23 protein-coding genes are annotated in these 21,839 nt (G+C 66.7%); 4 read left to right on the top strand and 19 right to left on the bottom strand.

Annotated features, from left to right (window positions below):
- Positions 1-154: 154 nt before the first annotated feature.
- From ASD94_RS22635 to ASD94_RS22660, 6 genes are all read right to left on the bottom strand, one after another.
- Positions 155-1,018, bottom strand: a complete 864-nt coding sequence (locus ASD94_RS22635) for a PhzF family phenazine biosynthesis protein (protein WP_056648179.1) — start codon at positions 1,016-1,018, stop codon at positions 155-157.
- Positions 1,019-1,026: 8 nt separating this feature from the next.
- Entirely contained in the window at positions 1,027-1,656 is a 630-nt protein-coding gene (locus ASD94_RS22640) for a glutathione S-transferase (protein ID WP_056648184.1), read from the bottom strand.
- 6 nt (positions 1,657-1,662) lie between these two features.
- Positions 1,663-2,868, bottom strand: coding sequence for a PLP-dependent aminotransferase family protein (locus ASD94_RS22645; protein ID WP_200954266.1), 1,206 nt, complete (start codon positions 2,866-2,868; stop codon positions 1,663-1,665).
- 98 nt (positions 2,869-2,966) lie between these two features.
- On the bottom strand, positions 2,967-3,296 hold the full coding sequence (locus tag ASD94_RS22650; RefSeq protein WP_056648187.1) for a DHCW motif cupin fold protein: 330 nt from the start codon (positions 3,294-3,296) through the stop codon (positions 2,967-2,969).
- Entirely contained in the window at positions 3,293-4,198 is a 906-nt protein-coding gene (locus ASD94_RS22655) for a DMT family transporter (RefSeq protein WP_056648190.1), read from the bottom strand. The genes ASD94_RS22650 and ASD94_RS22655 overlap by 4 nt, the downstream gene beginning before the upstream one ends.
- Positions 4,195-4,809 carry a LysE family translocator gene (locus tag ASD94_RS22660; RefSeq protein WP_056648192.1) on the bottom strand — a complete coding sequence of 205 codons (615 nt, stop codon included), beginning with the start codon at positions 4,807-4,809 and terminating at the stop codon, positions 4,195-4,197. Before ASD94_RS22660 ends, ASD94_RS22655 begins: the two co-directional genes overlap by 4 nt.
- 165 nt (positions 4,810-4,974) lie before the next feature.
- Here ASD94_RS22660 and ASD94_RS22665 point away from each other — a divergent pair, with 165 nt between their 5' ends.
- Positions 4,975-6,471: a PLP-dependent aminotransferase family protein gene (locus tag ASD94_RS22665; RefSeq protein ID WP_056648196.1), complete on the top strand. Its 1,497-nt coding sequence runs from the start codon at positions 4,975-4,977 to the stop codon at positions 6,469-6,471.
- A gap of 87 nt (positions 6,472-6,558) precedes the next feature.
- Here ASD94_RS22665 and ASD94_RS22670 read toward each other — a convergent pair whose 3' ends face one another.
- The 12 genes from ASD94_RS22670 to ASD94_RS22725 form a co-directional block, all read right to left on the bottom strand.
- Positions 6,559-7,806 carry an HDOD domain-containing protein gene (locus tag ASD94_RS22670; protein WP_056648198.1) on the bottom strand — a complete coding sequence of 416 codons (1,248 nt, stop codon included), beginning with the start codon at positions 7,804-7,806 and terminating at the stop codon, positions 6,559-6,561.
- 135 nt (positions 7,807-7,941) lie between these two features.
- Positions 7,942-9,195, bottom strand: coding sequence for a flagellar hook-associated protein FlgL (flgL, locus tag ASD94_RS22675; protein ID WP_056648201.1), 1,254 nt, complete (start codon positions 9,193-9,195; stop codon positions 7,942-7,944).
- A gap of 27 nt (positions 9,196-9,222) precedes the next feature.
- Complete coding sequence (gene flgK / locus ASD94_RS22680; protein WP_056648204.1) at positions 9,223-11,208, bottom strand: flagellar hook-associated protein FlgK; 1,986 nt, start codon at positions 11,206-11,208, stop codon at positions 9,223-9,225.
- A 25-nt stretch (positions 11,209-11,233) separates the two neighbouring features.
- Positions 11,234-12,154, bottom strand: a complete 921-nt coding sequence (gene flgJ, locus ASD94_RS22685; protein WP_056648206.1) for a flagellar assembly peptidoglycan hydrolase FlgJ — start codon at positions 12,152-12,154, stop codon at positions 11,234-11,236.
- Between the two features lie 152 nt (positions 12,155-12,306).
- Positions 12,307-13,449, bottom strand: coding sequence for a flagellar basal body P-ring protein FlgI (locus ASD94_RS22690; protein ID WP_056648396.1), 1,143 nt, complete (start codon positions 13,447-13,449; stop codon positions 12,307-12,309).
- Positions 13,450-13,754: 305 nt separating this feature from the next.
- Positions 13,755-14,477: a flagellar basal body L-ring protein FlgH gene (locus ASD94_RS22695; protein ID WP_056648208.1), complete on the bottom strand. Its 723-nt coding sequence runs from the start codon at positions 14,475-14,477 to the stop codon at positions 13,755-13,757.
- A 50-nt stretch (positions 14,478-14,527) separates the two neighbouring features.
- A complete protein-coding gene (gene flgG / locus ASD94_RS22700; RefSeq protein WP_056648212.1) occupies positions 14,528-15,310 on the bottom strand; it encodes a flagellar basal-body rod protein FlgG in 783 nt (260 codons plus the stop codon).
- Between the two features lie 43 nt (positions 15,311-15,353).
- On the bottom strand, positions 15,354-16,094 hold the full coding sequence (gene flgF, locus ASD94_RS22705; protein WP_056648214.1) for a flagellar basal-body rod protein FlgF: 741 nt from the start codon (positions 16,092-16,094) through the stop codon (positions 15,354-15,356).
- A 46-nt stretch (positions 16,095-16,140) separates the two neighbouring features.
- Positions 16,141-17,421, bottom strand: coding sequence for a flagellar hook protein FlgE (gene flgE, locus ASD94_RS22710; RefSeq protein ID WP_056648217.1), 1,281 nt, complete (start codon positions 17,419-17,421; stop codon positions 16,141-16,143).
- Positions 17,422-17,459: 38 nt separating this feature from the next.
- Positions 17,460-18,113: a flagellar hook assembly protein FlgD gene (locus tag ASD94_RS22715; RefSeq protein ID WP_056648219.1), complete on the bottom strand. Its 654-nt coding sequence runs from the start codon at positions 18,111-18,113 to the stop codon at positions 17,460-17,462.
- 18 nt (positions 18,114-18,131) lie between these two features.
- Positions 18,132-18,536: a flagellar basal body rod protein FlgC gene (gene flgC / locus ASD94_RS22720; protein ID WP_056648222.1), complete on the bottom strand. Its 405-nt coding sequence runs from the start codon at positions 18,534-18,536 to the stop codon at positions 18,132-18,134.
- Between the two features lie 36 nt (positions 18,537-18,572).
- A complete protein-coding gene (locus ASD94_RS22725) occupies positions 18,573-19,043 on the bottom strand; it encodes a flagellar basal body protein (protein ID WP_056065666.1) in 471 nt (156 codons plus the stop codon).
- Positions 19,044-19,275: 232 nt separating this feature from the next.
- Here ASD94_RS22725 and flgA point away from each other — a divergent pair, with 232 nt between their 5' ends.
- The 3 genes from flgA (at position 19,276) to ASD94_RS22740 (ending at position 20,923) form a co-directional block, all read left to right on the top strand.
- On the top strand, positions 19,276-20,091 hold the full coding sequence (flgA, locus tag ASD94_RS22730) for a flagellar basal body P-ring formation chaperone FlgA (protein WP_082576978.1): 816 nt from the start codon (positions 19,276-19,278) through the stop codon (positions 20,089-20,091).
- Between the two features lie 94 nt (positions 20,092-20,185).
- Positions 20,186-20,506 (top strand): flagellar biosynthesis anti-sigma factor FlgM, encoded by a 321-nt coding sequence (gene flgM, locus ASD94_RS22735; protein ID WP_056648228.1) that lies wholly within the window; start codon positions 20,186-20,188, stop codon positions 20,504-20,506.
- Positions 20,507-20,548: 42 nt separating this feature from the next.
- Complete coding sequence (locus ASD94_RS22740; RefSeq protein WP_056648231.1) at positions 20,549-20,923, top strand: hypothetical protein; 375 nt, start codon at positions 20,549-20,551, stop codon at positions 20,921-20,923.
- A gap of 115 nt (positions 20,924-21,038) precedes the next feature.
- On the opposite strand, the gene ASD94_RS22745 is transcribed toward ASD94_RS22740, so the two are convergent.
- Positions 21,039-21,755 carry an RNA polymerase sigma factor FliA gene (locus tag ASD94_RS22745; RefSeq protein ID WP_056648234.1) on the bottom strand — a complete coding sequence of 239 codons (717 nt, stop codon included), beginning with the start codon at positions 21,753-21,755 and terminating at the stop codon, positions 21,039-21,041.
- Between the last annotated feature and the right edge of the window lie 84 nt (positions 21,756-21,839).

Consider the following 21,839-nt stretch of genomic DNA (forward strand, 5'->3'; position numbering starts at 1 on the left):
CAATGGAGCGGGGTGGGCCGGGCACGCCGGGGGCTCACCGGGGGGTTGCCGGTGGGAACGGGTTGTCATTGGCTCGGCCCCCGTTGCGCGAAGGGCCCAGTTCGAATCAGTCGCGGGGATCAGCCACTGGGGTGTGGGGCAAGGCGGCGCGGGCTCATAGCAGCACCGTGCCTTCGATGCAGGTGACGGCGCGGCCGCCCACCCACAACTGGTGGTCATCGTCCTGGCGGATGTGCACGCGGCCCGCGCGGCCCAGGCATTCGCCCTGGGCCACCAGGTAGCTGCGGGGGGCCAGGCCGTCGGCAATCAGCCATTCGGCCAGGCTGGCGTTGAGGGTGCCCGTCACCGGGTCTTCGGGGTTGCCCATGGGCGCGGCAAACGCGCGTACCACCACGCCGGGCTGGGCGGTGTTGCTGGCGGCAGGGCCCACATGGATCACGCCCACGTCCTGGCCCAGGTCCTTCAGGCGGGCGTGGTCGGGGCGCAGGCCCAGCACCGTGTCGGCGCTGTCGAGCAGCAGGCCCAGCCACACGGGGCCGTTGTCCAGCATCTGCGCACCCAGAATCTGCTGCGGGCGCAGGCCCAGGGCGCTGGCAATCAGCGGCACCAGCGCGGGGCTGGGGGCGCTGCGCTTGAGCGGGGGCGCGGCAAACGCCAGCGTGTCGCCGCTCAGCGCAATGCGCACCAGGCCCAGTGCGCATTCCTGGATCACCATGCTGTCTTGCTGCGGGCGGTGGCCCGCTTGCAGCCAGGCGTGGCAGGTGCCCAGCGTGGGGTGGCCCGCGAAAGGCAGCTCGCCACTGGGGCTGAAGATGCGCAAGTGGTAGTCGGCCCCGGCCGCGCGCCCGGCGTCGGTGGGCGGCATCAGAAAGGTGGTTTCCGACAGGTTGGTCCAGGCCGCAAAACGGCGCATGTCGCTGTCGCTCAGGCCGTCGGCATCCAGCACCACGGCCACGGGGTTGCCGTAGCCGGGGCGGTCGCTGAACACGTCGATCTGCTTGAAGGGGCGCTGGTGCATGGAGAGGCTCACGCGAGAGGCTGATCCAACACGCCCCGGGCGCCGGGGCGGGTGCTGACCGTGTTGTACCACCGCTCCAGATGGGGGTGTGCAGGGCGATCTTGCGGCAGGCCCCACCAGCGGTGGATCTCGCAGCCCACCGGGATGTCGGCCATGGTAAACCGCTCACCCGCCATGAAGGGCTGGCGCGCCAGGTGGGCATCGAGCATCGCCATCAGCGGTTCGGTCAGTGCGACCGATGCGGCGATGAGCGCCTCATTGCGCTGCGCGGCAGGGGTGCGAATCCACTGGAGGAACGCATCACGCCCGGCGGGGTTGAGCGTGGTCTGTTGCCAGTCCATCCACTGTTCGGCCACAAAGCGCGTGGGCAGGTCTTCGGGGTACAGGTTGCCCAGCGAATGCCGGGCGCACAGGTAGCGCATGATGGGGTTGGACTCCCACAGCACTACGCCCGTGTCCTCGTCCTCGATCAGCGGCACCAGGCCGTTGGGGTTGAGGCCCAGAAAGCGCGCCTCGCGCACGATGCCGTACTGGCCGCCCGCGTCGGTGCGCTGCACCGAGGGCAGGCCCAGTTCCTGCACGGCCCACACGACCTTGCGCACGTTGATGGACGACAGGCGACCCCAGAGCCTCAGCATGCCGAATCAGCCCTGGTGCTCACGAATGGCCGCAGCCAGCGCGGCGATGCCGGTGGCGATCTGCTCGACCGTGGAGGTCACGAACGACAGGCGCAGCGTGCGCTGGTCGGCGTTGTCGGCATAGAACGCGGCGCCGGGCACAAAGGCCACGTTGCGCTCCACCGCCTTGGGCAGCAGCTCGATCGCGCTCATGCCTGCGGGCAGGCGCACCCACAGGAACATGCCGCCGTCGGGACGGTTCCAGTGCACGTCCAGGCCAGCCATTTCCTTCGTCAACGCGGCCAGCATGGCCTCGCACTGCTGCTTGTACAGCGCGCGGATGGTGGGCACGTGGCGGTCCAGGAAGCCGTCCTTCATCACCTCGGCCACCAGGCGCTGGTTGTAGCCAGGCGTATGCAGGTCGGCCGCCTGTTTGGCTTGCAGCAGCTTGGGGTACACGGCCTTGGGTGCCACCACAAAGCCCAGGCGCAGGCCGGGGGCCAACACCTTGGAGAAAGAGCCCATGTAGATGCAGCCCTCGGGGTTGCGGGCCGTGAGCGGGGCGGGCGGCGGGGCGTCAAACCACAGGTCGCCGTAGGGGTTGTCTTCCACCAGGGGCAGGTTCAGCTCGGCGGCGGCGGCCACCAGCGCAGCGCGGCGCGCGTCGCTCATGGTGCGGCCGGTGGGGTTCTGGAAGTTGGGCAGCACGTACAGGAAGCGCGCCTTGTTCGCACCCGTGCCCACCTTGGCCTTCAGGTCGTCGATGAGCACGCCTTCGTCGTCACTGGCGACCGACACCACGTTGGGCTCCATGGGCGTGAAGGCCTGCAGCGCGCCCAGGTACGTGGGGGTTTCGACCAGCACGCGACTGCCTTCGTCGATGAGCACCTTGGCAATCAGGTCCAGCGCCTGCTGCGAGCCGGTGGTGATCAGGACCTGCTCGGCATCCACGTCCCAGGGCAGGAAGTCGGCAATCGCCTGGCGCAGCGGGCCGTAGCCTTCGCTGGCGGCGTATTGCAGGGCGCCCGGGCCGTCGTTGGCCAGCACGGCGGCCGAGGCGGCAGCAAAGGCCGACACCGGGAAGGTCTTGGGCGATGGCAGGCCGCCCGCCAGACTGATGATGCCGGGCTTCTCGGTGACCTTGAGGATTTCGCGGATGACCGAGGGGTTCATGCGCTCGGCGCGGCGTGCCAGGGTCCAGGTGCTGGGGGTGGGAAGGTCGTTCAGTTTCACTCTCGTCTCCTGCGGACGGCCGCCTGGGCCGCTACGGTTGCAAAGTTGTTGTCAAAAAATGGGTGTGCAGCAGCCCTGGCGGGCGTGTTCACATCTTCTTAGTCCACGATGAACAGGGTGGCGCCCTGGGGTGAGGTGGACCGGTGAGGTTCTGCATTGTCCGCCACCTGGTAACTCATGCCGGGCGTCAGGGTGACCCGGCGGCCGTCGGCCAGCTCGGTGTGCAGCTCACCACTCAGGCACAGCAGCACATGGCCCTTGGTGCACCAGTGGTCGGACACATAGCCGGGCGTGTACTCCACCATGCGCACGCGCACCTCGCCAAAGGTCTGGGTGCGCCAGAAGGCCTGGCCGGATTCGGCGCGTTTTTCTTCGCGCGGAATGGCCGCCCAGTCGGTGGTGGCAAACGGGATGTGTTGCATTTTCATGGCTGGCCTTTCACTGCGCGCACAGGCATCTTCTTTCCGACGAACACGGTGGCAATCACAGCCAGCGCAAACCCCAGGGTGACGGCGTCAAGCCGCTCGCCCAGCAAGGGGACGGCAAACAGCATGCCCAGGAACGGCTGCACCAGCTGTACCTGGCTCACGCGCACGGTGCCCCCGAGGGCCAGGCCCCGGTACCACGCAAAGAAACCCAGCCACATCGAAAACACGGCCACGTAGGCAAAGCCCCACCAGGCCGAGGCCTGCAGCGTGCCCTGCGGGCGGGCGATGAATGTAGCGGGCAGGGTGATCGGCAACGCGATCAACAGCGCCCAGCAGATCACATGCTCGGCCCGCATGCGCTGCGACAGCCGCGCGCCATATCCGTAGCCCACGGCAGCACAGCCCATGGCGGCCAGCAGCAGCGCGTCGGCCGGGTGCAGGGCCAGCCCTGCGCTGCCCGAGCGCAGCAACGCAAACCCCACCACCAAGCCGCTGCCAATGGCGGCGCAGATCCAGAAGCCTGCCGACGGGCGCTGCCGGTGCAGCAGCGCGCCCACAGCGGCGGTGGCCAGCGGCAACACCCCCACGATCACGCTGGCGTGCACGGCCTCCACATAACGCATGGCCACCGAGGTGAACAGCGGAAACCCGAACACCACCCCCGCGGCCGTGATGGCCAGGGGCCACCAGTCTTCACGCCGGGGCCAGGGCGCACGCGTGGCCAGCAGAAACAGGGCCGACAGCCCGGCAGCCACCACCGCCCGTCCCAGGGCAATGAACACGCCCGACATCTGTGGCGCTTCGGGCGTGCCCACCGCCATGCGGGTCATGGGCAGGGTCAGTGCGAAGATGGTGACACCCAGCAACCCCAGCCACAGGCCCTTGATTTCTTCGGGCTTCATAGCGTCAGCATCCACAGTGCAGTCGCCACCAGCACCAGGGCCAGCAGGCGGTTGAACCACAGCAGGCGCGCGCCCTGCGCCAGCCACTGGCGCAGCAGCGAGCCCACCAGCGCATAGACAAAATTGCTGGTGAAGGCAAACACCATCATCACGCCGCAGATGATGGCCAGGCGCTCCCCCGGGTTGGCGGCAGGCTGGCCGGCGGCGTTGACCACCCAGCCGGCACTGAGCGTGAGCGCCAGCATCCAGGCCTTGATGTTCACGAACTGCAGGCCCACGCCCTGCCAGAAGGTGACGTTGAGCCGCGCGGGGTCGATGGCGGTGAGCTGGCCCGCGCGGGCCAGCTTGAAGGCCAGCCACAGCATGTAGGCCACCCCGAGCAGCGTGACCGCCCAGCGCAGTGCGGGCACGCCCGTGATCAGGGCCCCCAGGCCCAGGCCGCTGCCCAGCATGAGAAGTGTCCAGCCTGTGGGCACGGCCAGGCAAAACCGCAGTGCGCGTTTGAGGCCCAGGTTGGCCGCCAGCGCGGTGGACAAGGTGGTGTTGGGCCCTGGCGAAAAACTCATGGCGGTGCAAAACAGCAGCAGGGCGGTGAGTTCAGCGACGCTCATGGTGGGGTGCGGGGATAGGTAGGGGGCTTGTCGGAGGTCTGCCTTCAATGTAATCTTGCTACCAGTACACGACCAGTACAGACAGTCGGGGCAGTTGCAAATCTGTATTGCCCGGCAAAACAATACACACAGGCGCCTGGCGGCGCACCCCTGCAGGATGCCACCGTGCTGATGAAATCGTCCACCCAGTCGCTGACCGAACAACTGTCTGCCCGGTTTGCCGAACGCATCCGCAATCGCCTGATGGCGCCGGGCGCGCGGCTGCCCTCCGTGCGCCAGTGCGCGCAGCAGCATGGGGTGAGCCCTTCCACCGTGGTGGCGGCCTACGACCAGCTGCTGGCGCAGGGTCTGGTGGAGGCGCGCAAGAACCGGGGTTTTTTTGTGCGTGAAAGTGGCCGGGCGGCGGACGCGCCGGACGCCGACCTCGACACACGGGCCCGTCCCGACGACCTAGCGCTGGAGAGTGCGGCGGCCAACTGGAGCACGGCGCACTGGTTTGCAGCGCGTGCCGCCGGGCGCGCAGGCCCCGGGGTCTCGCCCGTCAACGCCACGGCGCTGATCCGGGGCATGTTCCACAAGATCAGCGACAAGCCCCAGCCCGGCATGGGGGTCTTTCCGCCCGACTGGCTGGAGTCCACCTTCATGCCTGCTGCGGTGCGCAAGGTCACCAACTCACGCGCTCTGCAGGACTTCTCTCTGCAATACGGCGAGCCGCTGGGCGATGCAGGCCTGCGGCGCGTGCTGGCCAAGAAGCTCTCCACGCTCAACGTGCACACGGTGCCCGAGAACATCATCACCACCGTCGGCGCCACGCACGCGCTCGACATCGTGAGCCGTACGCTGCTGCGCCCGGGCGACCCGGTGATGGTGGAGGAGCCCGGCTGGGCGGTGGAGTTTGCGCGCCTGGCCGCATTGGGCATGCACATCCTGCCCGTGCCGCGCCGCGCAGATGGCCCAGACCTGGAGGTGATGGCGCGCTACTGCGAGGTGCACAAGCCCAAGCTCTACGTGAGCGTGAGCGTGTTCCACAACCCCACGGGCTATTGCCTGTCGCCGGGCAGTGCCCACCGCGTGCTGCAGCTGGCCAACCAGCACAACTTCCATGTGGTGGAGGACGATACCTACAGCCACATTGCACCGGAGCACGCCACGCGCCTCACGGCGCTGGATGGCCTGCAGCGCACCATCTACGTGAGCGGCTTCGCCAAGATCCTGGCGCCCAACTGGCGCATCGGCTTCATGGCTGCGCCGCCCGCGCTGGTGGAACAGTTGCTCGACACCAAGCTGCTGGCCACGCTCACCACGCCTGCGCTACTGGAGAAAGCCCTGGCCTTGTGCATCGAGCAAGGGCAGCTGCGCCGCCACGCCGAACGCATCCGCACCCGGCTCGATGCCGCCCGTGCGCGCAGCGTCAAGCTCGCCATGGGGGCGGGCTGCACCTTTGCAGCCGAGCCGGTGGGCCTGTTCGGCTGGGTGGAGACGGGGGTAGACACTGATGCGCTGTCGCAGCGCATGCTGGACGAAGGCTACCTGCTGGCGCCCGGTGCGTTGTTCCATGCAGAGCGCAAGCCCAGCACGCTCATGCGCATCAACTTTGCCACCACGCAGGAGGCGGCGTTCTGGAAGACGTTCGCCCGGGTGCGCGACGAGCAGGCAAGGTAAGCAAGCCGGGAGCGGCCCGTTCGCGCAGAGCAAGGGCTTCAACGCGTTGCAGGCCCAGGGGAAGGCGCGCGGCGGCTCGGGGCGCGCTTATTTCCGTTCCACCTCCAGGTCAGACAGCACCCGCAGCAGCGCGCGGTTGACCTCTTCCAGATCCATCTCGAAGGTTTCGCACAGCTGGCGGATGGCGCTGGCATCGTCCGTCTCCAGCGCACAGGCCATCTGCAGGCCCCCGGTGTAGGGGCCGGTGCGCAGCACGGCGGCGTCGTAGATGCGTTCAGATAGGGGCAGGCGCTTGAGGATGGTGCCGAGCGGCTCCCCCAGCAGCTCATCGATCTGGGAGAGCAGGCCACACAGGTAGATTTCGCGGCGCAGGTCGTTCTCGATGCCTGCGTCCAGCAGCCTGGCGGTGAGCTGGGCGCGGATCACCATGGCTTCGCGCACCGGCTGCATGTTGGCCTCGGTGCTTGCATGGGGCAGCTGGTCGGACAGCCAGCGCTTGATGGAGCTGTAGCCCATCATCACCAGGCCCCGGCGCAGCGAATCGATGCCCGTGCGCAGCCCCAATGCGGCCGAGTTGGTATAGACCATGAAGCGGTAGGCGAGCAGCGGGTCCTCGCCCATGATGTCTTCAAAGGTCTCCAGCGACTGCTCGGCGTCGATGGCTTTCATGAGCTTGAAGATCACCGCGTGCGACGGCTGTTGCGGATGGTGGCGCAGGCTGTAGAGCACGTCTTCCGTGGGCCAACCGGCCAGGGCCATCGCGTTGCCCTGGTCCAGACAATGCTCCATGAGGGCCCGGCTGGCAATGTTTTCGTACATCTGGCCGGCCAGCACCGGGCTGGGAGTGCGCTTGGCGGCGGGCGCTGCAGTGGCAGCCGCTGCGCTGCCGGGGCGTGGGGGCGTGGCCTGCAGCGCGGTCACGGCGTCTTCGGGGCGCAGGGTCAGCAGGCTGTTGTCAAAGCACCGGGCAATCTCGGGCTCGGGCAGCTTGTCCATGTCGCCCCGCCACACCATGCGCAACCCGCGCTGGTGCGCGGCCTTCACCCGGTCATAGATGGCCGAGTCCGACAGCCACTCGCCACGCACCTCGATCCAGGGTGCGGCCCGTGGCGCGTTCTCAAGCAGGTCGCACAGCAGCTGGCGGGTCATTGCCGAGATCAGCAGCGGGGGGGAGCTGGCTGACCACAGCTCCTGCAGCGTGCGCAGCAGGTGGCCGCCGTCGACCGCCGCCGAGGCCTCGTTGTGGGCGTACAGCTGGATGCCCGCCAGTTTACGGGCGCGGTTCCACAAAGGGCGGTAGCCCAGGATCAGGCTGCCAAGGACGGATTGGACCATGTGCTCTCAGGCAAAAAAACGGGGCCAGCCAGCGCGCGCGGGATGGGTGTCGCCACGGTGCACCAGCCGGTGCTGAGGCCGGGCGGCACAGGGCGCACCGGGTGCAGCACCCACAACACCCTGCCGCGCAGGCTCTTAGCCAATAAAGTTGAACAGCGACAACTTCTGAACCTGCGCGTAGGACTTGAGTGCGGCCTCATAACCCACCTGCTGGTTCTGGAAGTCGGAAATGCCCTTGATCATATCGAGATCCTCCGCCCGCGAACGGTCGCCTTCAAGCTGAATGGAGCGCTTGTCTTGGTCGCCGGTGATGCGGTCAGCCCGATTCAGCAGCTCGCCCGCAAAGCCGCGGATGTTGTGCAGCCGCTCCAGCCCCACGTCCATGTTGGCCAGTGCCTGCCCCACGGCCTGGATGGCCGCGTTGCTGTTGGAGGCGTTGCGGATGCCGTTGATGGCGCTGTCCAGTGTGCTGAACATGCTCGGGCTGGGCTGCAGGGTGACGGTGTCGCCGTTGGCAGGGTTGCCCTGGATATCGAAGGTCAGCCCCGGAATGCCGGTGACGGAAATGGTGACCGGCTTGTCGGTGGGGTAGTCGGGCACCGTGACGGGCGCAGACACGGCCCCCGTAGTGGTGTTGGTCAGCGTGTAGGTGGCAGTGCTCGTGCCAGGCGTGGCGCCCGCGCCCACCGCGCTGAAGGTGATGGTGTAGTTGTCGCCGGTGATCAGGCTCTTGTCCACGGGCGTGATGGGGGTGGTGGTGAGCTGGCGGCTGTTGGGGATGGGGCTGACGCCCGCGGTGTACACGCCATCGCGGTTGGGGTCGAACATGAAGGCGGCGTCGCCGTCCACGGTACCGGGGATGGTCACGCCATTGCTGGCGGTCTGGCCGGGCAGGCCATCAAAGACGTAGTCGGGACTGCTGCTGAGGGGCCCCAGGAACGGCGCCAGGGCGCTGCCCAGCGCGCCCAGCAACGGGATGCCATTGGTGTCCTTGCGGTTGGCCACTTCCACCAGCTGTTCGCGCAGGCCCTGCAGCTGGTTGGCGATGGTGGCGCGGTCGTTGGTGGTGAGCGTGGCGCTGCCCGCATTCACCACCAGCTCGCGGAAGCTCTGCACCAGGCCCACCGCGTCGCCCAGCGTCGATTCGGCCTGCGCGATGGCATTGCGCTGGGTTTCCAGCGCGCGCTGCTCCGTCTGGATGCGCGACAGGCGGTTGAGCGCACGCTCGGCCTGTGCGGCCGACACCGGGTCGTCGCTGGCACGTACCACGCGTTTGCCCGAAGTCAGGTTCTCCTGCAACGTGGTCAGGCTGGTCTGGCGCGCGCCCAGATTGCGCAGCGCGTTGTCATACATGTTGGCCGTGCCGACGCGGTAGATATTTGTGCTCATGTCGAACTCCTCACACTGGGGCGGCGGTTAGCGGCCCAGGCCCTGGATCAGCGAATCAAAAATGTTCTGTGCAATCTGGATCATCTTGGCGGATGCCTGGTAGGCCTGCTGGTATTGGATCAGCTTGGCCGCCTCTTCGTCCAGGTTCACGCCCGAGACCGCCGTGCGGTCGCGCTCCAGGTTGGCCGCGATGGTGGAAGACAGCTGTTCCGCAAACTTGGCGCTCTGGGTGCGCGTGCCCACCTGGGCAATGGCGCCCGCGTACCCGTCGGTGAGGGTGGATTCGTCAAACATTTTCACGTCGCGCAGGCCCATCAGCGCACTGGCATTGCCCGCGTTGCGGGTAAAGGTGTCGCCGTATTGCGGGTCCACCGCATTGCCGATCACCACGGTATCGCCCGTCTTGGGCGTGCCCTGCAGCGTGATCTCCCAGCCGTTGATCGAGATGGGCTGGCCCGAGGTGTAGGGCTGCGCGGTGGCCAGCGACGTGGGGGGTGCGGTGCCCCGGTCCAGCACGTCGTACGTCGTGGGCGGCCCGGCGTTGAACTGCAGCTGGATACCCCCCAGGATGGGCGGAATGATGGCCGGATTGGCGTTGGCTGGCAGCACCAGCCCCGGCGGGTTGGGCAGGCCCGTGGCCTTGAGGTTGCCCAACTGCATGGTGCCGCCGTTGGCGGTGCCCATGGCCGCGTTGATGGGGTTGGCGGCGGCCAGGTCGCGCGGCGAATACACCAGCGCCTGGATGTTGTTGGCGGCCGTGCTGAACGGCTTGAACAGCATGCGCTCGCCGGGGTTGCCCGGATTGCCGGGAGGGGTCAGGTTGAAGGTGAGCCCGTCAATCTGCAGCGTGGCCAGATTGGCCGCGTCAGTGAACGGGGTCGATTTGCCATCGGACAGGCGCACCACCTGCCCGGCGGTACCTGTGGTGAAGCGGATTTCATAGTCCGAGGCCGCGAATTGCGTAGGGCCGGTGAACGACACCGTGCCCACACCTGCACCGTTGGTGTACCCCGGCATGCTGGTGGGCAAGGCGAACAGGTCCTTGCCCGGCACGCCGTCGAGCGTCAGGCCCAGGTTCTGCTGGTCGTTCATCGTCATGCCGATGGCCAGCGCCATGCGGCCCAGCAGGTTGCGTCCTTCGCTCAGGTCGGTGTTCTGAAAGCGCAGCAGGCCCGAGACAGTGCCGCCGCCCAGCACGTTCTCGTCCAGTTCGACGGGGGTGGCTCCGGGGCGATTGAAAAACAGCTTGGACTGGCCGCTGCCCGGGAAGGCCGTCGCATCCCCGATCGACAGGCTGGTGGCCGTGGAGCCCAGCACCAAGGGCTGGCTGCCCGCCACAAAGAGGCCCACGGTGCCGTCATCCGCCGGGATCTGGGTGGTCTGCACGTACTGGTTGATGTCGCGGATGATCTGGTCGCGCTGGTCCAGCAGGTCGTTGGGGCTCTGGCCATTGCCGGTGGCACGGGCGATCTGCTCATTGATGGCCGCCATCTGGGTGGCCAGGCTGTTGATCGCGGTCACGCTGCTCTGCAGCTGTTCCTTGACGGTGTACTCGATCTCGTTGATCCGGTCGCTGGCCGTGCGCATGCGTGCGGCCGTTTCGTCCAGCCGCGTGAGCACCACCGTGCGTGCGGTGATGTCGGTGGGGCTGCTGACCACGTCCGAGAACGCGTTCATCATGTCGTTGATGGCGGCGCCCAGGCCCTGGGTGCCGCCGCTGAACACTTCCTGCAACTGGCTCAGGCGCTCGGCGCGCACGGCGTCGGCCGCCTGGGTCGATCCGGCAGCGGCCGATTGGCGCGTGAGCAGCTCGCTCTGGTTGCGCAGGATGGTCTGCACGTCCACGCCCTGGCCGATGTAGCCACCGCCCGTGAACTGGCCCTGCACGGTTTGCAGCACCACGGTCTGGCGCGAATAGCCGGGCGTGTTGACGTTGGCAATGTTGTGGCCCGCCGTCTGCAAAGCCACCTGGTTGGCCAGCAGGGCGCGGGCGCCGACGTTGAGCAGACTCATGGCTTACCTCGGTTCTTCTGGTCCATCATGCCTGGGCGCGCTGCACGCGCAGTGCGCTGTTGATGGCGCCGCTGAGTTTCTTGGCGTACTCGGGGTCGGTCGCGTAGCCCGCCTTTTGCAGCTCGGCCGCGTAGGCCACGGCAGAGCCCGTCTTGGCGGTGGCCTGGGCTTTTTCGTAGCGCGGGTTGTCGGTGATCAGCTTGGCGTAGTCGCGGAACGAGTCCTCGTACGAGTCGTACGCACGGAACTTGGCCACCACCTTGCGGGGGGTACCGTTGATGTATTCGGTGGTGGTGATCTCGGCCACCTTGCCGGTCCAGCCCTTGCCTGCCTTGATGCCGAACAGGTTGAACGAGTTGCCGCCGCTGGCGGTCTTGATTTCGCTCTTGCCCCAGCCGGTTTCGTGTCCGGCCTGGCCAAGCATGAAGCTGGCGGGAATGCCGCTCTCCTGTGCCACGCGCTCGGCGGTGCCGCTCAGGTGCTGCACAAAGCCTTCGCGGCCTTTGGGGACCGGCAGGGTGGTATCGACGGACGACGTGGTGGAGGAGGTCGCAGACCGGGGCTGGGCCTGCGGCAGGCTCAGCGTGGAAGGCACCGAAAAGTTGGCGTCTGCGCCCCCCATCTGGCGCGAGAGCTGGCGGGCAATGGCTTCCGACAGGCCGCCCTGCTGGCCCGACATGTTGACCGACAGCTGCTGGTCCAGCATGTCCTGGCCCAGATTGGCCTGCTCGCCTTCCATGAGGCCCGACTTCATCGTGGCGTCGCGCATGCTCTTGATGAGTTCGCGCATGAACAGCGACTCAAACTGCTTGGCCGCCTCGCGCGTGACCTGTGCGCTGTTGGCGGTGCCCGCGTCGTACTTGAGGGAATTGAGCGAGCGGATATCGACCGCCAGCGCGTTCGATGGGCTGGTGGTGCTACCGGAGGAGGGGAGGGTGAGGGCCATGGTCAAGCCTCTTGCGGTGGGTCACCCACAGGCCGTGAATCCGGCGCGGCGCAGGCCAGCGCACCCGCGGAACTGGCTTTGCCAGGCCACCGGGTGCGTTCCCCTCCCGCAGGAGAGGGGGAAGGCGCGAAGCGACGCAGGGGGTGCTTCATTCAGATCACCTCGAGCTCGGCGTTCAGTGCGCCGGCGGCCTTGATGGCCTGCAGGATGGCCAGCAGGTCGCCCGGCGTGGCGCCCAGCGTGTTGAGGGCCTTGACCACGTCGGCCAGCTGCGGCGACGCGGGCATCTGGATCACGTTGCCCGGCTCCTGGTTGATGGTGATGTCGCTCTTTTGCGTGACCACCGTCTGCCCTTGCGAGAACGCATTGGGCTGGCTGACCACCGGTGTGGAGCTGATGGTGATGGACAGGTTGCCGTGGGCAATCGCGCAAGGCCCCAGCGTGACTGACTGGTTGAGCACCACCGACCCTGTGCGTGCGTTGATGACCACCTTGGCCGCGGGGGTGGACGATTCAAGCGGCAGCTCTTCCAGGTCGGCGATGAAGCCCACGCGGGCGCCGGGGTCGATGGGAGCCCGCACCTGTACCGTGCGGCCGTCCAGTGCGGTGGCCAGGCCTTGGCCCAGCTTGGCGTTGATCACCTGCGCCACGCGGCGGGCGGTCTGGAAGTCCGAGGCGTTCAGGCCCAGGTTGATGGTGTCGCCTTCGTTCAGGGGCGTGGGCACGGCCCGTTCCACCTGCGCACCCAGCGGAATGCGGCCTGCGCTGAGGTGGTTGATTTGCACCTTGCTGCCACCGGCCGACGCACCAGCGCCGCCGACCACCATGTTGCCCTGGGCCAGGGCATAGATCTCGCCGTCGGCGCCGCGCAGCGGCGTGACGATGAGCGTGCCGCCCTTGAGCGACTTGGCATTGCCCATGGACGAGACGTTCACGTCGATTTGCTGGCCTGGCTGGGCAAAGGCAGGCAGTTGCGCCGTGACGATCACCGCCGCCACGTTCTTGAGCTGCAGCTGCGACGCCGTGCCGGGTGGCAGGCTGATACCCATCTGTTGCAGGTAATTGGACATGGCCTGCGTGGTGTAGGGCATCTGCGTGGTCTGGTCACCCGTGCCGTCCAGCCCGACGACCAGGCCGTAGCCCGTCAACTGGTTGCTGCGCACACCCTGCACCGCCGCCACTTCCTTGACGCGCAAGGCCTGCGCGGGCGTTGCCAAGCCTGCGGCCACCAGGGCCAGCAGCAGCCACAGGGCGCGCACGGTGCGGGGCAGGGGGGAGTGGGACGAGGCTTTCATGGCATCCATTGTGGTGGGCCATGGCCAGAACTAAAACCCAAAAAGAAGCAGGTTCACCGGCTTATTGGATGGGTCTGGAGCGCGCTTTCCCAGGGTGAGCGCAGGCGTGGGCTGTACGCGCTCTGGCGAATGAATTTTGAACAAAAACAGCCGGATGTGCTGGTGCTATATGCGCAAGCAGCTATCAAATTGGTAGTGATGACTGGCGCGCGCGCCGCCGCCGCCCGAGAGGGCGCCGATGGGGCGCAGCGCGCAGCGCCGATGTCCCGGCGGCAAGGGCGTGGGAATGCCAGCGCCCTGGGCGGTCAGAACGGCGTGACGGTGTTGAAGAACCTGCCCAGCCACCCCATGGCCTGGGCTTCGTTCTGCGCGCCGCGTCCGCGCGACTCGACGCGCACGTTGGCCACCTGGGTCGAGTTCACGATGCTGCCGGGCTGCAGCGCGCGTGGGTCCACCGTGCCCGAAAAGCGCAGCACATCCACGTTCTGGTTCACGCCGATCTGCTTCTCGCCGGCGATGACCAGGTGGCCGTTGGGCAGCACATCCACCACCGTGGCGGTGATGGAGCCGGTGAAGGTGTTGGCGCTTTCGGTGCCACCCTTGCCCGAGAACGCGTTGCCGGACGAAGCACCCACGCCCAGCTTGTCGGTGAAGCTGGTGCTGGTGAAGGGCAGGGCGGTCACGCCCGCGGAGACCTTGGAGTCGCGGTCCACCGTGGACGAGGACTTCTGGCTGGCCGTCACGTTCTCCACGATCTGGACGGTCACGTTGTCGCCCACCAGGCGTGCGCGGCGGTCTTCAAACGCGGGGCGGTAGCTGGCGTTGTGGAACAGCCCGCCGGTCACCGGGGGCGGGGTGCGCGGTGCAGCGGCCAGCGGCGGCGGAGTGGTGGGCAGGATATCCACCGGCGGCGGTGGCGACAGGGTGGCGCAACCGGCGCACAGCAGTGCTGCGCCCAGGGCGGGAACGCCCGCGCGCAGCGAGCCAAGTGCCTGCAGCAGGCGAAGGGAGCGTGTGAAAGTGCGCATGGCGAAGGTCCTGGGCGAAAGCGCGGGCGAAAGGGAGGTCACAAGGGGGGTCACAGCTGGGCCAGCTTGGCCAGCATCTGGTCCGAGGTCTGAATGGCCTTGGAATTCATCTCGTAGGCGCGCTGGGTCTGGATCATGGTGACCAGCTCTTCCACCACGTTCACGTTGGAGGCTTCCAGAAAGCCTTGCTTGATGATGCCCAGGCCGTTCGTGCCAGGGGTGCCTTGCTGGGGCTGGCCGGACGCGGCGGATTCCTTGAACAGGTTCTGCCCGATAGGCTCCAGGCCGGCCGGGTTGATGAAGCTGGCCATGGCCAGGTTACCCACGGTCTGCGGTTGCGTATTGCCCGGGACGGTAACAGCCACGGCGCCTTCGGCGCTGATGCTGACGCTGGTGGCGTTGGCCGGAATGGTGATGCCGTTGACCACGGGCAGCCCGCTGGATGTGACCATGCGGCCCTGCGCATCGACCTGGAAGGAGCCGTCGCGGGTGTAGCCCACGGTGCCGTCGGGCATGGTCACTTCAAAGAAGCCGTTGCCGTTGATGGCGACATCCAGGTTGTTCTTGGACTCCTGCAGGCTGCCCTGCATGAAGTTGCGGCTGGTCGCCACGGTGCGCACGCCCAGGCCCAGGTGCAGGCCGGTGGGCAGCTGGTTCTGCTCGGTGGTGTTGGCGCCCACCTGGCGCAGGTTCTGGTAGATCAGGTCTTCGAACACCGCGTTGTTGCGCTTGTAGCCGGTGGTGGAGACGTTGGCCAGGTTGTGCGAGATGACGTCGAGCTGGGTCTGTTGGGCAGACATGCCGGTCTTGGCGATCCAGAGGGAGTTGATCATGGTGCTTCCTTATGGCGGGTGCGTGCGTGGGGTGGCAGCGGCATCAGCCGTTCATGCTCAGCAACTGGCTGGCGGTCTTGTCGTTGGTTTCGGCGGTCTGCAGCAGCTTCATCTGCTGCTCGAACTGGCGCGATGCAGCGATCATCCCGACCATGCATTCGACCGGGTTCACGTTCGAGCCCTCCAGCGCCCCTGACAGCATGCGCGCGTTGGCGTCATTGGGCATGGGGTCGCCCGAGGTGGTGCGAAACAGCCCGTCGTCGCCGCGCTTGAGCGGATCTTCGGGCGCGGGCGTGGCCAGCTTGAGGCGGCCGATGGCCTGGGCGGGTTGGCCCGGAATCTTGGAGGTCACGGTGCCGTCCGACCCGAGCGATACATCGGCCCCGGGTGGCACGTCGATGGGCGCGCCGCCGTCCGACAGCACGGGCAGTCCGGTGGGGGTGAGCAGCTGGCCCGTGGCCGACACTTCAAAGCTGCCGGCGCGGGTGTAGGCCTCGGTGCCATCCAGCCCCTGCACGGCAAACCAGGCGTTGCCCGCGGCCATCGCGTCGAGGTTGCGGCCGGTGCGCTGCACGGGGCCAGGGGTGTTGACGTAGCCCGAAGTGGCCTCCAGCGCAAACACGCGCGTCTTGGCGCCGTCGCCCTGCAGGGGCACCGAGCGGAAGGTGGACATCTCGGCGCGGAACCCGCCGGTGGACACGTTGGCGAGGTTGTTGGACAGCACCGCCTGCCGGTGGGCGGCGGCGTTGGCGCCTGTCATCGAGGTGTAGATGATGCGGTCCATGGGGGCTCTCCGGTGTCCTGTACGGGTTCAGTAGGGGCTCAGCCGGTCAGCGCAGGTTGACCAGGGTGGACATCACCTGGTCTTGCGTCTTGATGGTCTGTGCGTTGGCCTGGTAGGCGCGCTGGGCGGTCATCATGTTCACCAGCTCGGCCGTGAGGTCCACGTTGGAGTCTTCGAGGGCGCCCGAGCGCAGCGAACCAAAGCTGCCATCCGTGGCGGTGCCGACGACTGGCTGGCCCGACTCGAACGTGGCCACCCAGTTGTTGCTGCCCACCGAGGCCAGGCCCTGCGTGTTGCGGAAGCTGGACAGCGCGAGCTGGCCCTCGGCACGCGTCACACCGTTGGAGTAACGGGTCATGATCATCCCGTTGTTCTCGATGTTGATGCCGGTCAGCTCGCCCGAGGTGTAGCCGTCCTGGCTCAGGTTGGACACCGCGAACTTGGTGCCGAACTGGGTCACCTTGTCCAGGCTCACGTCCACCGTGTAGGTGGGCAGGTTGTTGGGGTTGGGCGGCGTGGGGTTGACGGTGAGCGGCAGCGAGAAGCCGGTGGCGGGTGGCGTGGCCACCGGGCCGGTGATGGCGCCGTTGTTGTCGAACGTGATCTGGCCGATGGGCGTGGCCACCACAGGCGGCACGGCCGTGGGGTCGTCCAGGGCGTCGTACACGTCCCAGGTGTTGTCGGTGGCGGTTTTCTGGAAGTACAGGCTCACCGGCTTGGCAACCCCCTGGCTGTCGAACACGTTGATCGACGTGCCATAGGTGGCGCGTGGCGTGGCCGGGATGGGGGGCGTGGCCGCAGGGTCGCCCGCGGCGTCGGTGGCGCGGGCGTCCAGGTTGAAGGCTGCCGTGATCTTGGTGGTCTGCTTGGCAGGGATCGGCTCGGAGGTCGGGAACACCATGGGGATGGGGTCGGTGCCGGAGCGCAGGCCGGTGACCGGGTCCACCGGGAAGCCCATCACCTTGGCGTTGTCGTTGGTGATCATGTTGCCCTCCTTGTCCAGCTTGAAGTTGCCGGAGCGGGTGTAGGCGGCGGTGCCATCGGGCAGGGTCAGGCTGAAGAACCCGTTGCCGTTGATGGCCACATCCAGGCTGTTGCCGGTGATGGTCAGGTTGCCCTGGGTGAACTGCTGCGCCACGGCAGCGACTTCCACCCCGATGCCCGCGTTGGAGCCACCGGCAGAGCCGATGGCCGAGGCCACCATCTCGGCAAACTCGGCCCGCGAGGCCTTGAACCCGACGGTGTTGGAGTTGGCAATGTTGTGCCCGATGACATCGAGGTTCTTGCTGGCGGCGTTCAAGCCGGACAGGCCTTGCTGAAAACTCATGGTGTTCTCCTGTTGACGCGATACGAAGCGGGCTGGTGTTACACCAAGGCCTTGATCTGGCTGTAGTTGATGGTTTTTCCGTTGGACAGGCTCAGCACCAGCTGTCCGTCCTCGGCGCCTGCGGCCGTGACCTTGGCCAGGCTCAGAGCGGTGGAATCCAGCTTGGTGGAGCCATTGACGGCGGTCACGCGGAACTGCAGTGCATCGGTGGCGCCGGTGTACTTGCTGGCGTCCCAGTCGAAGGTGTGGCGGCCTGCTGCCTTGGCGCCCAGGTCGATGGTGTCCACCACCTGCCCGCCTGCGGTCGTGACCTCGATCTTCACGTTGGTGGCAGCCGAGCCCAGCTCGAAGCCGCCCTTGCCCGCCTTGTCCGCCACCGCCAGGTTGGAGCCCTCGGTCAGCACGTTGCGGCCGACCAGCGCGGTGCCCTGCATGACCTGCAGCGAGTTGAACTGCGCGGCCATGCTCTGCATGGTCTGGTTCAGCTGCTGGATGCCGGTCACCGTGTTGATCTGCGCGATCTGCGAGGTCATCTGGGCGTTGTCCAGGGGGTTCATCGGGTCCTGGTTGTTCAGCTGCGCCACCAGCAGTTTCAAGAAGCGGTCCTGGGCCGCCGAGGGGTCGCTTGCGGCATTGGCTTTGGTGGACGCATCCGTGGTGGTGGTAACGGCGTTGGTGGCACTGAGAATCATGGTGGGGTCTCCCGGGAATTACTGGCCCATCTGCAGGGTCTTGAGGAGCAGCGACTTGGCCGTGTTCATGACCTCGACGTTGTTCTGGTACGAGCGCGAGGCGGAGATCATGTTGACCATCTCCTCCACCGCATTGACGTTGGAGTGGGTCACGTAGCCCTCGGCGTCTGCCGACGGGTGGCTGGGGTCGTGCACGCGGCGGCCGGGCACATTGCTTTCGCTGACGCCGCTGACCTTGACGCCCGCAGAGCTGTCGGCCCCCATGGGTGCCGTCTGGAAAACCACCTGGCGTGCCTTGTAGGCCTGTCCGTCGGGGCCAGCCACGGCATCCACGTTGGCCAGGTTGCTGGCCACCACGTTGAGCCGCTGCGACTGCGCACTGATGGCGCTGCCCGACACGTTGAAGATCGAAAACATGGACATGGGGTGGCTCGCTTTCTGCGCTGCAGGTCTGGCTGCTTACTGGCCCTGGATGGCGCTGAGCATGGTTTTGGCGTTGCCGTTGATGAACCGCAGCGTGGCTTCGTAGCGCACAGCGTTGTCCACGAAGTTGGCGCGCTCGCGGTCCAGGTCCACCGAGTTGTTGTCCAGGCTGGGTTGCGTTTGCACGGCATAGCCCAGTGCGCCCTGCCGGTCGATGCTGGTGCTGGAATTCACGGTGGGCAGCGGGATATGGTGCGGATCGGTGGTGCCTGCGGTTCCGTACGAGCCGCCGGTGGCCAGCCGCGTGACCGCTGCTCCAGCGGTGCCCGTGGCGGAAGAGGTCATGCCCGTGGCCTCGCGCAGCGCGTCGCCAAACTTGAAGTCGCGGGCCACGTAGCCGGGCGTGTCGGCATTGGCAATGTTGCTGGCGATGGCGCGCTGGCGTTCCCCGCGCAACACCAGGGCGTTGCCGTGAAAATTCAGCTGGTTGGTCATCTTGTCAAGCATGTGTGCCTCACACCGTCGGTTGCAAAGTCGCCAGCCCCGGGGGGCTTTTTGGCGTTGCTCGATTATGGAAACCGCGCCCTTTTTCTAAAGCGCGAAGAACTGGCAAATGGATGCGCAGTTCCGGGTTTTGCGCATGGGCCATCTGCCTATAGTTCCAGGGGTGAAATGGCCCCTGCCTTCCGTAGCGCACCGTGCGCGGGCAGCCTGGCCAGCCGATGCCCAGGAGGCTCCCATGACCATCCGTTCCTTTTTCTCTCCTGCCAACCATGGCGCCGCGCTGCGCAGCACCACCCGGTCGTTGCTGGCTGCGCGTACCCGCGCCGCCGTGTTGCGTCGGTTGTGCCTGGTGGGCGCCGTGGCTGGGGCCGCGCTGGGCGCGGGTGGTGCTGTACACGCCCAGTCGGCGGCAGACCCCGCGGCAGATCTGGGCCCACTCACCCAGCGCTGGCTGGACGATGCGATGTCCCGCAACCCGTCCTCTGCACTGCCTCTGCGTATGGAAGTAAGTGTTGGCTCACTGGATTCGCGCCTGCGGCTGGCGCCCTGCGCGCGCGTTGAACCTTATCTCCCCGTGGGGGCCCGCCTGTGGGGTCGCACACGCCTGGGGCTGCGCTGCGTGGAGGGCGCCACCGCATGGAATGTGTTTTTGCCAGTGACCATCAAGGCGTTTGGCCCGGCCTGGGTACTGACCAACAATGTGGCACCGGGCGCCGTGCTGACGGCCAATGACGCCACCGAGGCCGAGGTAGACTGGGCGGCCGATGCCTCTCCTGTCATGGCCAATCCCGACCTGTGGGTGGGCCAGACCGCTGCCCGCCAGCTGGTGGCAGGGCAGGCGGTGCGCCAGGCCATGGTGCGAGCCCCTCTGCTGTTCAAGGCCGGCGCACAGGTGAAGGTGGTGGCCCAGGGGCCGGGTTATGCGGTCAGTTCAGCGGGTCAGGCACTGACCGCAGGCTCTTCCGGGCAGACTGTACGCGTTCGCATGGAGAATGGACGCATAGTAAGTGGAACTGTGAATGATTCTGGGACAGTGGACGTCACTCTGTGATGACGCCCTGGCAATAAATGGCTAAAGTCCGGGCCAAATGGGTCGAAAACATTGCTACTGATGCCCCACATCCAACGGGGTGGTGGAGAGAGCGATGAAGATAGGTCAAACACCGGAACTGCCGGGCGGGTTGCCGCCGACGGGGCTTGCCAAGCAAGCCAAGGCCCCAGCAAGCGCTGCTGAAGGCGCCGCCAAAGACGCGCTCGTTGCGTCATCCGCCGGTGTGCCTGTCACTGTTTCTACCGCTGCCCGGGCGCTCAGCCCTTCCACCCGCAGCACGGCTGATTTTGATGCGGGCAAGGTCAAGGCCGTGCGCGCTGCCATCGAAAAGGGCGAATTTTCGGTGGATGCCGAAGCCATCGCCGACAAGCTGTTGTCCAACGCCCAGGAGATCCTGTCCCGCTCGCGGGGCTGATCGGCGTTTTGCTCCCCGGCGCAATCCATCGCACAATGCGCCATGTCTCTGGAAGAATCCCTCTCTGCTGTTGAGCAGCTGATCGAACAAGTCTCGACCGCACTCCTGGCGGCAGACCCTACCTCCCTGGAAAAACACAGTACGGCCTTGCGTGATGCAGCGGCCGATTTTTCGCGCGCTCTGGAGCAAGCGGCCGCGCGTGGCATGCCCCTGCCGGCGTCGCTGCAAAAGCGCGCGGATGCTATCCGCACCATGCTGGCCCTGCATCGTGAAAGCCTGGCCCGGCTTGCCGCCAGCACTGACCGCCAGGCCGCCGGCCTGCTGCCTCCGTCCAATGCGGCGTCTACCTACGGTGATGGCCTGGGCACGCGTGGTGCTGCGCCGGGCGTCGCGCGCATCTACCGCTCAGCGGGCTGAGCGCGCCTCATTTCTCAAAAGGGGTTTTGTGGCCGGGGGCCACATGCGACACCCTAGGAGCCTAGTTGGCACACGCCACGGCCCTCGCGGCGCCCGGCGTGGTTGGCGTACGCGCTCAGTGCGCGCGCATCTTGGCCCGCAGCCGGGCGATGGACTGGCTGTGTAGCTGGCACACGCGCGACTCGGTGACGCCGAGCACGGCGGCGATCTCCTTGAGGTTCATGTCATGTTCGTAGTACATGCCCATGATGTGCTGCTCGCGCTCTGGCAAGGTTTTGATGGCGTTCACCAGCGATGTCTTGAGCCGCTGATCGCGCAGCAACTCCACCGGGTCGGCTGCGCTGTCGGCAACGTGGCGGTCCAGAAAACCATCCTCGTCGTCGTTGCCATGCGTCATGTCTTCCAGGTACACCAGCTGGGTACCCCGCACCTTGCCCAGCAGATTCTGGTAGTCCGCCAGGCCCATGCCCATTTCGCCCGCTATCTCTGACTCCAGCGGGCTGCGGCCCAGCTTTTGCTCCAGCCGGTGCACGGCATGTTCAATGTCTTTCTGGCTCTTGCGCGAGCTGCGGCTCATCCAGTCACCCTCGCGCAGCTCGTCGAGCATGGCGCCCCGGATGCGTTGGGTGGCAAAGGTTTCAAACTGCACGCCCTGGGCGACTTCGTAGCGGGACAGTGCTTCGGCCAGGCCCATCATGCCGACCTGGATCAAGTCGTCCAGCTCGACGTTGGGAGGCAGCTTGGCGATCATGTGGTGCGCAATCCTCCGCACCAGCGGTACATGCTGGCGGATCATGGCATCGCGATCAAGCTGGCCTTTGGCGGTGTACATAGAGAGAGTGTTATGCACTGGTAGGGCGAGTAGGCAATCTTGTTCTCAAGCCGCAGGAGGGGCCATCGGAGTGCTTCGGGTCAA

Source organism: Acidovorax sp. Root70 (assembly GCF_001428225.1).
In the GTDB taxonomy this organism is placed as follows: Bacteria; Pseudomonadota; Gammaproteobacteria; order Burkholderiales; family Burkholderiaceae_C; genus Acidovorax.

What these genes read in the sequence shown, in the direction of transcription:
- ASD94_RS22635 (WP_056648179.1), bottom strand. Translation starts at nt 1,018, where the DNA reads ATGCACCAGCGCCCCTTCAAGCAGATCGACGTGTTCAGCGACCGCCCC.
- ASD94_RS22640 (WP_056648184.1), bottom strand. Translation starts at nt 1,656, where the DNA reads ATGCTGAGGCTCTGGGGTCGCCTGTCGTCCATCAACGTGCGCAAGGTC.
- ASD94_RS22650 (WP_056648187.1), bottom strand. Translation starts at nt 3,296, where the DNA reads ATGAAAATGCAACACATCCCGTTTGCCACCACCGACTGGGCGGCCATT.
- ASD94_RS22655 (WP_056648190.1), bottom strand. Translation starts at nt 4,198, where the DNA reads ATGAAGCCCGAAGAAATCAAGGGCCTGTGGCTGGGGTTGCTGGGTGTC.
- ASD94_RS22660 (WP_056648192.1), bottom strand. Translation starts at nt 4,809, where the DNA reads ATGAGCGTCGCTGAACTCACCGCCCTGCTGCTGTTTTGCACCGCCATG.
- ASD94_RS22670 (WP_056648198.1), bottom strand. Translation starts at nt 7,806, where the DNA reads ATGGTCCAATCCGTCCTTGGCAGCCTGATCCTGGGCTACCGCCCTTTG.
- flgL (WP_056648201.1), bottom strand. Translation starts at nt 9,195, where the DNA reads ATGAGCACAAATATCTACCGCGTCGGCACGGCCAACATGTATGACAAC.
- flgK (WP_056648204.1), bottom strand. Translation starts at nt 11,208, where the DNA reads ATGAGTCTGCTCAACGTCGGCGCCCGCGCCCTGCTGGCCAACCAGGTG.
- flgJ (WP_056648206.1), bottom strand. Translation starts at nt 12,154, where the DNA reads ATGGCCCTCACCCTCCCCTCCTCCGGTAGCACCACCAGCCCATCGAAC.
- ASD94_RS22690 (WP_056648396.1), bottom strand. Translation starts at nt 13,449, where the DNA reads ATGAAAGCCTCGTCCCACTCCCCCCTGCCCCGCACCGTGCGCGCCCTG.
- ASD94_RS22695 (WP_056648208.1), bottom strand. Translation starts at nt 14,477, where the DNA reads ATGCGCACTTTCACACGCTCCCTTCGCCTGCTGCAGGCACTTGGCTCG.
- flgG (WP_056648212.1), bottom strand. Translation starts at nt 15,310, where the DNA reads ATGATCAACTCCCTCTGGATCGCCAAGACCGGCATGTCTGCCCAACAG.
- flgF (WP_056648214.1), bottom strand. Translation starts at nt 16,094, where the DNA reads ATGGACCGCATCATCTACACCTCGATGACAGGCGCCAACGCCGCCGCC.
- flgE (WP_056648217.1), bottom strand. Translation starts at nt 17,421, where the DNA reads ATGAGTTTTCAGCAAGGCCTGTCCGGCTTGAACGCCGCCAGCAAGAAC.
- ASD94_RS22715 (WP_056648219.1), bottom strand. Translation starts at nt 18,113, where the DNA reads ATGATTCTCAGTGCCACCAACGCCGTTACCACCACCACGGATGCGTCC.
- flgC (WP_056648222.1), bottom strand. Translation starts at nt 18,536, where the DNA reads ATGTCCATGTTTTCGATCTTCAACGTGTCGGGCAGCGCCATCAGTGCG.
- ASD94_RS22725 (WP_056065666.1), bottom strand. Translation starts at nt 19,043, where the DNA reads ATGCTTGACAAGATGACCAACCAGCTGAATTTTCACGGCAACGCCCTG.
- flgA (WP_082576978.1), top strand. Translation starts at nt 19,276, where the DNA reads ATGACCATCCGTTCCTTTTTCTCTCCTGCCAACCATGGCGCCGCGCTG.
- flgM (WP_056648228.1), top strand. Translation starts at nt 20,186, where the DNA reads ATGAAGATAGGTCAAACACCGGAACTGCCGGGCGGGTTGCCGCCGACG.
- ASD94_RS22740 (WP_056648231.1), top strand. Translation starts at nt 20,549, where the DNA reads ATGTCTCTGGAAGAATCCCTCTCTGCTGTTGAGCAGCTGATCGAACAA.
- ASD94_RS22745 (WP_056648234.1), bottom strand. Translation starts at nt 21,755, where the DNA reads ATGTACACCGCCAAAGGCCAGCTTGATCGCGATGCCATGATCCGCCAG.